We start from the raw sequence: 7,852 nt of genomic DNA on the forward strand, positions 1-7,852 counted from the left end.
GTCTTTAAGCATAACGCTAAAATCAGCAGTCGTTTTGTCATTCCGGAGGAATCTCAACATATTGAAAATAAATTAGTTTAGATTCCTCCGGAATGACAAACAAACTGTTGAAAATTAAGTTGTTATTAATTACGGATGCTCATATTAATTTTAAAAATTAAAACATAAAAAAACCTAACAGATTTTAATTATTTGTTAGATTTTATTTTTTTCAACCTTTAGGAAAATAGAAAAACTCTACGATTCTTTCTGATAATAATCTGCAATATTTTTAATCTCATCCAGACTTAAATTCCACATAAAATTTAAGAATTGCTGATAACTTTTGCTTTGATTTTTAGGGTCTACCCTATCTAAATATCTGTTGAGATTATAATTTTTACGGGCTTCATAGATTTTAGAAAAACATTTTCCAAGCCAGGCTTTGTAATATTCTTCCTCTTCACCATCCTGCAAAAACTGCAGACTTACATAAATTCCTATTCCATAATCTTCAGCATGATAAAAGTTGGGTAATGTTTCCATTCTTGCCGTTTTTTCAAGAACTGCATAAGATTCTGATGCTTTTTCATCAGCAACTTCCGTTTTAAGTTCAGGAAAAAGCATCTTCAGATGATTAATTCTCAATGTGATTTCCGGATGTGATTTCAATGAATCTTTGTTGAGCTTACTTTTAAAATGATTGTAATTATACAACGAAAAGTCTTCTTTTTTCAGCCATTTGTCATTAAACTCCTGTTTGGGAAGATTAAAAAACTTCTTGTACGTTTCTACTTTCAGTTCTTTGGGAGAAATTGTATCAAAATCTTCAAGCCTTTTCAATGTATTGATAAATTCTGTTCTTTTAAAATCACTGTTTTTAAAAACGGTATACCCTAAAGAATCTGCCTGCATTTCTTGTTTTCTGTTTTCAGTTCCTTTTTTGTACACTCTGTTTTTCAATACACTAAACGCTCTTTGATTACGATTTTCTTTAGTTGCTTTAATGTCTTGAACCACCATTTTATCAAGCTGATTCTGATTAATCAGGCCCAAAAAAGTTTTCAAAGTATGCTCTGTAATTTTATGACCTAATTCGTGAGAAATTACAGCGGCTAATTGACTGTCGTTATTTAGCCAATTAAACAAACCCATATTGATAACAAAAGTACCGTCTGCAAAACAATAAGCATTAGGCGTATTATCTTTGGCAATAAGGATTTTAAGATTTTCCGGAATCTGAGGATTATTTTTTCGTAAGCGCCCAATAATATCTTTTACCTTGGCATCAAATACCGAATTGAAGATAAAATCTTTATTTTTCACCTGCTTTTCAAAATCTTTACCAAGCTCATTATAAATTTTAGACAGCTCACCGCCCGTTTTTCCGGAGTATCTTGCTTTCAGACTTTTTACCAAAAGTTCATTATTTAAAGAATAGCTTTTAATAAAATCTTTTCTCTGCTTATAATCTGTAGTATCAATTGTTTTATAAGTCTGCCCGAAAAAGACAACACTCAAAAAAAGCAATAGAAAGCTAATGTAGTTTTTCATCATATTTTTCATCAATAATTACAAAAATAATTCATTTAAAAATACATTTATGAGTTTCTTTTCAAATTTATTTTAAATTTGTTTAAGACCAATTCTTATGATAGTTATTATTTATCTAATGGCTTTTTTAGCCGCTGTAGCAGTTCTTTTCTACTTATTTGGGTATGCTTATATTTTTAATGGCATTTCTAAAACCTACCTTCGTGGAAAATCGAGCGCCAATATTGATGACGGAAAACTTTTCACAAGCAACATTATCCATACCACAAAACCGGTCTTGTGGGATGAACATTCTGATTACAACAAAAAAAATCTACCTAAAAACATTGTTGATGACCTCATCCACTCCAATACAGCTTCATTTTTGGTCATAAAAGAAGGAAAATTACTTCATGAGCAATATTGGAACGGCTATAATGAGCTTTCAAAAACCAATTCTTTTTCGATGGCAAAAGCGGTTACCGTTATGCTTTTTGGAAAAGCTTTGGAAGAAGGTAAAATTAAAAGTATTGACACTCCTTTTTCTGAATTTTATGATGAGTTTAAAAATAAACCTTTAGGTAAAGAGGTAAGTTTAAAGCATCTGGCCCAAATGGAATCTGGCCTAAACTGGGATGAAAATTATAAAAATCCTTTTCTCCCAAATGCTCGGGCGTATTATGGAACAAGTTTGATGAAAGCTACCTTTTCGAGAACATTTAAAGAAAAGCCAGGTGAAAAATTTGAGTACCAAAGCGGCTCTACTCAGCTTTTAGGATTTGCAGTAAAAAAAGCAGTCAACCAATCTTTATCAAGCTATTTATCTGAAAAATTCTGGATTCCGTTGGGTATGGAGCAAAATGCCGATTGGAGTGTTGACCAAAGCGGAATGGAAAAAACATATTGCTGCATTCACTCTAATGCAAGAGATCTTGCAAAACTCGGACAGCTATTTTTAAATGATGGAAAAGTAGGGAATCAACAAATTTTAAATTTAGATTTTATCGAACAGATGAGAACACCAACTGAAAAATCTGATGAAATCTACGGAATGGGACTTTGGATTAACAATGATAATCCTATAAAACATTATTATTTCCTGGGGCTTCAAGGTCAATATATCATTATTATTCCTGAGCACAAAATGGTCATTGTAAGAACCGGAAGCTACAATAACCTTCCTAAAACTGACAGGGGAAGACCCGACCAGGTGAAGTTTTTAGTGAATGAAACGGTAAAAGTATTTGCTTAAATTAAGGTTGAAATTGAGGTTGATTTTTTTTAACCTTAATTTTTTAATGAAATCTAAAATTGGCTTCGGGAAGGGTATTATTTTTTAGAAAAGCTTCGTATTCAGGCGACATTTGAGCACGTCCCCAAGTATTTTGTCCACTCATGCTTCCGAGACGCACTTTATCTTTCCCGTATTTTTTATTCATAGCATCCATTGCTTTCATCACAGGCAAATGCTGGTTTTGGGTGTCTTCTTCAAACAAACTAATTAATCTTTGGTCTTCCGGAACAAAATCATTGACGATAACACCCGCTTTTTTATAATGAAAACCTTCTTCAAAAATAGATTCAAATAATTCATTTACTACTCTACCAATAAGAATCGATGAATTAGTAGGATTGGGAAGAATCTGAGTTCTTGCATTTCGATATTCCGGCAAATCTTTTCTAAAACGGTTGGTTTGCACAAAAACAGTGACCATTTTGCAGCAGGTATTTTGCTTTCTTAATCTTTCCGAACAATACATCCCGAAAGTTTCTACACGTTCTCTCACCTCATCTTTTTTAGTGAGCATTTGCATAAAACTTCTCGTCACCGCTATCGATTTTTTAGGAGATGGGGTATCCAATTCTAATTGACGAATTCCTTTTAGCTCATTCATCATTCGTACCCCATGAATTCCCATCACTTTGCGAACCCACATTTCAGGTTTTTGAAGTAGATCCCAAGCTTTATACACCCCGCTATCATGCATTGTCACAGCAAGTCGCCTTCCTATTCCCCAAACATCTCCGATATTAAGCCATTTTAAAGCTTTCTCAATTTTTTCCGGAGTGTCTAAAATATAAACTCCATCGTTAAATTTTTCAGGAAAATCTTTTACAATTCTATTGGCCACTTTACACAAAGTCTTTGTAGGTGCGACACCAATGCTTACAGGGATATTTTCCTTATCCTGAATTTCATTTTTAATGTTAACACAATAATCATGCGTGTCAATATATTTAAAACTTGTCAGGTCTAAAAATAATTCATCGATAGAATATACTTCAAAATCAGTTTTATCAACATAAGAAGTAGCAATCTCAATAACTCTTTGACTCTTAAAATTATACAATTCAAATTTTGCAGAAAAAACTTTTACATCATGCTGTTTAAATAGTTCTTTATACTTAAATGCAGGAGCCGCCATCGGAATTCCCAACTTTTTCGCTTCCCGACTTCGAGACACCACACATCCGTCGTTGTTGGAAAGCACCACAACGGGTTTGTTTTCAAGCGTAGAATCTAAAGTTCTTTCGCACGAAACAAAAAAATTATTGCAATCTACTAAAGCGTACATGAAGTGAAAAATGTCAGTTTGAAAGTACAAATCTACTACTTTTAAAACAGAGTTTTAAATTTAAAAACAACTTTAATACCACAAACAAATAACTGATTACCAAATAATTAAAAGCTTAAAACACGTCACATTTTGTCGCAACAAAGTATTAATCAGGGCTTACAGAATGTTTATATTTTTATTGACCTATCCCTTTAATTAATATTGAATAACAGCCATTACTAAGTGGTTCTCTAACAGAACCCTTCGACAAGCTCAGGGTGACATCTCTTATGCTAACTGGAAAACTTATACATTGTCAGGCTGAGCCTGTCGAAGCCTTTATTAGTAAAAGGGATAAGTCAATATTTTTATTTTAAAAATGATTCTATTTTCATCTCCAACACGTCACGTTTTGGCGTATCTCGCATCTATATTTGCTTATAAAAGAAATTAAAAATCATGGATAAAGTAACATTACAGAGAATCGAAAAACTACATCCTTTTGTAAGAGAGGAAGTAAAACAAATTATTAAAGAATGTGATGAAGCATTAACCGGAAAAGCGAAAATCAGAATTACCCAGGGACTGCGAAGTTTTGAGGAACAAGAAAAATTATACGCCATTGGAAGAATTACAAATGCAAAAAAAGTAACCAATGCCAAAGCGGGGCAAAGCATTCACAATTACGGATTGGCAGTAGATATTTGCTTAATCATCGACGGAAAAACTGCAAGTTGGGATACCGCAAAAGATTGGGATAATGATGCTGTTGCCGATTGGTACGAATGTGTGAAAATTTTCGCAAAACATGGTTGGGATTGGGGCGGAAACTGGAAAACATTCAAAGACCTCCCCCACTTTGAAAAGAAGAATTTCCCGACTAAAAAAGGTTTGTCAAGAACAAGTTGGAGAGCGCTAGCTAAGCTTAAAAGAGATGAGGAAAATTACATCATTTTTTAACGTTTTATTTTTGAAAATAATTATAACACGTCAAGTTCTGTCGCCTCCGATTCTTATCTTTACTATACCAAAATAACAGTAGAAACAATGAAAAAGACAACCTTACTTTCTTTAGACGGAGGCGGAATAAGAGGCATTATTACCTGTATTATTTTACGCTACATAGAAGAGCAATTGCAGATTCATGATAAACCCAGCGCAAAATTGGGAGATTATTTTGATTTGGTTGCAGGAAGCAGCACCGGAGCATTGATTGCAGCGATTATTTTGTGTCCTGACGAGCATAGAAATGCAAAATATTCCATTCAGAAAGGTTTGGAATTATACTCTGAAAGAGGAGGCGATATCTTCCAGGTTTCTTTTTGGGAAAAACTGGTGAATCCGTTTGGATTGATGAATGAAAAAATTTCTCAGGAAGCTTTAGAAAAAAACCTCAACGACTTTTTTGGAAATTTAGAATTAAAAGAACTGATAAAACCATGTTTAATAACAAGTTATGACATAGAAAATCGAAGAGCGAAGCTTTTCAATTCTTGGAAAGCACATTTAAGTACAGATAATTTTTATGTAAAAGATGTCTGCAGAGCGACTTCAGCAGCGCCAACTTATTTTACTCCGGTTCAGATAAAATCGATGTACGGGCAGATTTTCAGTTTAATTGATGGCGGAATGTTTGCTAATAATCCTGCACTTTGCGCTTATGCGGAAGCCAGAAAAATTCCTTTTGCTGAAATTTTGAAAAATCATCAAAAAACCAATCATCCTACAGTCAACGATATGATTATTATTTCTATAGGAACCGGAATTGAATCTAAAAGTTATTCATTTAAAAAGATGGAAAAAGCCGGAAAAATCGGTTGGGTAACTCCTATTATTGATATTTTGATGTCTGCCAATGCAGAAACCGTAGATTATCAACTTTGTCAGATGTTTCAGACTTTAGGACAGAGAAATCAGAAGAATTATTACAGAATCAATCCGTCTTTGAAAAATGCTTCTCCTGCGATGGATAATGTAAGAAGGTCTAATATTGAAAATTTAATTCAGGCAGGATTGAGTTATATTGACGATAACAGAGAAATTTTAAATCAAATTGTGCAGAAATTAATTAAAAACAAAATATAAGCTTAAAAACTTATAATTGATAAATATAAGCTAAATTGATTATATTTAAAAATAATTAACAAAATGAAAGCAGTTTTAGTATCCCTCTTCCTAAGCCTATTATTTTTCATTCTTAGTGGTGTTGTTATATATCTTGTATTAGATGATTTTAATCCCTCGGTTACAGAAGAAGGATTCCGATATATGCCTATTCAAAATGTTTTTAATTCATTAATTATTGCTTTTCCCGCTACAATTCTATGGTTTATCATTATCCTAAAATATTTGAAAAGAAAACTATAATTTTCTAAACTTTTCAAAAAACACGTCAAGTTTTGTCGCTCTTCACCATTACTTTTGTAATATAAACAAAGACACAAAAACAAATCTAAAAAACTTTTAATATCCATTTGAATTCGACATTAAGTAATGCTGAACAGCCAAAAAAATGTTCAAAATTAACCTCATCTTTAAAAACACAAAACATGGAAACACCCAATCATCATTTAGATACAATTCCCGGTAAAGACCTTTTTACTATTGAATGGAGCGATATCGAAAACGTAGAAATAGACTACGAAAATTACCTCGATGACATTGAAGATTTCTTCAGAAAAGATTTTGAAAATGACATTCTGGAAGAAGAGCTTGAAAACTATTAAATAGTTGATCGTTTTTAGTTGATGGTTGACAGATTGAATTTCAATACTTAAATAAGTATCATCCGTTAATTATTCATCATTTTTTTTAGGGTTTGAAAATTATGTTATAAATATTTCCAAATCCTGAAAAGATATTCTCCAACGCTTTTTCAAGAGTTTGCCAAGAGGCTTAATCTTTTGCACGAAGCCATTCATACTTTATTTTTCGCCAAAGAATTTCAATAGAATTAAGATGTGGACTATATTTTGGAAGATAAAAAATTTCAATATCTAACTTCTTCCATTTTGAAATTTGGGCTTTAAATTCCTTAGAATGATGTATCCGTGCATTATCTAAACAAATAACAGTCTTCTTTGTGATTGTTTTTGAAAATTCATCAATGGCCTGAATTACAAAATCAGAAGTTATTTTTCCAATATGATGACGCTGAAAAAGATTATTATTCTTAGACATCATCCCAAAAACATTGATTCTTTTACTGTGCCTGGGTATAATTTTTACATTTACATTTTTTTGTTGCCAATGGTAAGAAATGGAGGGAGTTAAAGAAAATCCGCTCTCATCAGCAAAGTATACATCCAAATAATCATCTTTCGTCAGACTCATTAAACTCTTCAATTGCTCTGCTTTCAATAGATATTCTTCTTGATTTTGTAGAGGTTTGAGCCAACATCGTATTCTTTTCCAGACATAATCTTTTTTTTAGAAAGATTTTTAGCATTCTTTCTGTAACACGTTCTGAAAGATTTTCATTGATAAAACAGGTCGTTTCTTTCACAGAATCTCCCTGATCTATTTTATCCAAAATACATTTTTCTTCTTCTGAAGAAAATGAAGAAAAAACATTTATCCTTCCTTGTCCCTTTTTCGTATAAAGGCCTATAAACCCTTTATCTTCATACGATTTAATCCATGAATAAACAGCTCTGATTTGTACTGAGAAAATATCCGAAATCTGCTTTGCTCTAATGCCATTATGATTCATGATCAAACTTTTGGCACGGTCTCGAACGAAAGAATTTGGATGGTGGCTGGACATCATTTTCAAGGTTGCC

At 32.5% G+C, this 7,852-nt stretch carries 8 protein-coding genes; 4 read left to right on the forward strand and 4 right to left on the reverse strand.

The genetic code is table 11. From position 1 onward, the window contains the following. Positions 1–237: 237 nt before the first annotated feature. Positions 238–1,536, reverse strand: coding sequence for a M48 family metalloprotease (locus LO744_RS19735; RefSeq protein ID WP_230672516.1), 1,299 nt, complete (start codon positions 1,534–1,536; stop codon positions 238–240). Between the two features lie 94 nt (positions 1,537–1,630). Between LO744_RS19735 and LO744_RS19740 the strand changes: the two genes are divergently transcribed. Beyond that, positions 1,631–2,764 carry a serine hydrolase domain-containing protein gene (locus tag LO744_RS19740; RefSeq protein ID WP_230672518.1) on the forward strand — a complete coding sequence of 378 codons (1,134 nt, stop codon included), beginning with the start codon at positions 1,631–1,633 and terminating at the stop codon, positions 2,762–2,764. Positions 2,765–2,807: 43 nt separating this feature from the next. Here LO744_RS19740 and LO744_RS19745 read toward each other — a convergent pair whose 3' ends face one another. Next, positions 2,808–4,088, reverse strand: coding sequence for a Y-family DNA polymerase (locus LO744_RS19745; RefSeq protein ID WP_230672520.1), 1,281 nt, complete (start codon positions 4,086–4,088; stop codon positions 2,808–2,810). Positions 4,089–4,529: 441 nt separating this feature from the next. On the opposite strand from LO744_RS19745, the gene LO744_RS19750 reads away from it, so the two are divergent. The 3 genes from LO744_RS19750 to LO744_RS19760 all read left to right on the forward strand — a co-directional run bounded on the left by LO744_RS19750 (position 4,530) and on the right by LO744_RS19760 (position 6,796). Then, the gene (locus tag LO744_RS19750; protein WP_230672522.1) at positions 4,530–5,030 is read left to right on the forward strand and encodes a M15 family metallopeptidase; all 501 of its coding nucleotides are present in this window, start codon (positions 4,530–4,532) and stop codon (positions 5,028–5,030) included. Positions 5,031–5,117: 87 nt separating this feature from the next. Continuing rightward, on the forward strand, positions 5,118–6,155 hold the full coding sequence (locus LO744_RS19755; RefSeq protein ID WP_230672525.1) for a patatin-like phospholipase family protein: 1,038 nt from the start codon (positions 5,118–5,120) through the stop codon (positions 6,153–6,155). Positions 6,156–6,619: 464 nt separating this feature from the next. Further along, positions 6,620–6,796: a hypothetical protein gene (locus tag LO744_RS19760; RefSeq protein ID WP_230672527.1), complete on the forward strand. Its 177-nt coding sequence runs from the start codon at positions 6,620–6,622 to the stop codon at positions 6,794–6,796. A gap of 169 nt (positions 6,797–6,965) precedes the next feature. Here LO744_RS19760 and LO744_RS19765 read toward each other — a convergent pair whose 3' ends face one another. Beyond that, entirely contained in the window at positions 6,966–7,475 is a 510-nt protein-coding gene (locus tag LO744_RS19765; protein WP_317207261.1) for an IS630 family transposase, read from the reverse strand. Then, positions 7,384–7,852 (reverse strand): helix-turn-helix domain-containing protein (locus tag LO744_RS19770; protein ID WP_230672529.1); only part of this gene is annotated, 469 nt, incomplete at its 5' end. The genes LO744_RS19770 and LO744_RS19765, both read right to left, overlap by 92 nt.

This window comes from Chryseobacterium turcicum, from assembly GCF_021010565.1.
In the GTDB taxonomy this organism is placed as follows: Bacteria; Bacteroidota; Bacteroidia; order Flavobacteriales; family Weeksellaceae; genus Chryseobacterium; species Chryseobacterium turcicum.

Excerpts from the sequence above, each read along its gene's own strand:
- LO744_RS19755 (WP_230672525.1), top strand. The coding sequence starts at position 5,118 with ATGAAAAAGACAACCTTACTTTCTTTAGACGGAGGCGGAATAAGAGGC.
- LO744_RS19740 (WP_230672518.1), top strand. The coding sequence starts at position 1,631 with ATGATAGTTATTATTTATCTAATGGCTTTTTTAGCCGCTGTAGCAGTT.
- LO744_RS19745 (WP_230672520.1), bottom strand. The coding sequence starts at position 4,088 with ATGTACGCTTTAGTAGATTGCAATAATTTTTTTGTTTCGTGCGAAAGA.
- LO744_RS19760 (WP_230672527.1), top strand. The coding sequence starts at position 6,620 with ATGGAAACACCCAATCATCATTTAGATACAATTCCCGGTAAAGACCTT.
- LO744_RS19735 (WP_230672516.1), bottom strand. The coding sequence starts at position 1,536 with ATGATGAAAAACTACATTAGCTTTCTATTGCTTTTTTTGAGTGTTGTC.
- LO744_RS19750 (WP_230672522.1), top strand. The coding sequence starts at position 4,530 with ATGGATAAAGTAACATTACAGAGAATCGAAAAACTACATCCTTTTGTA.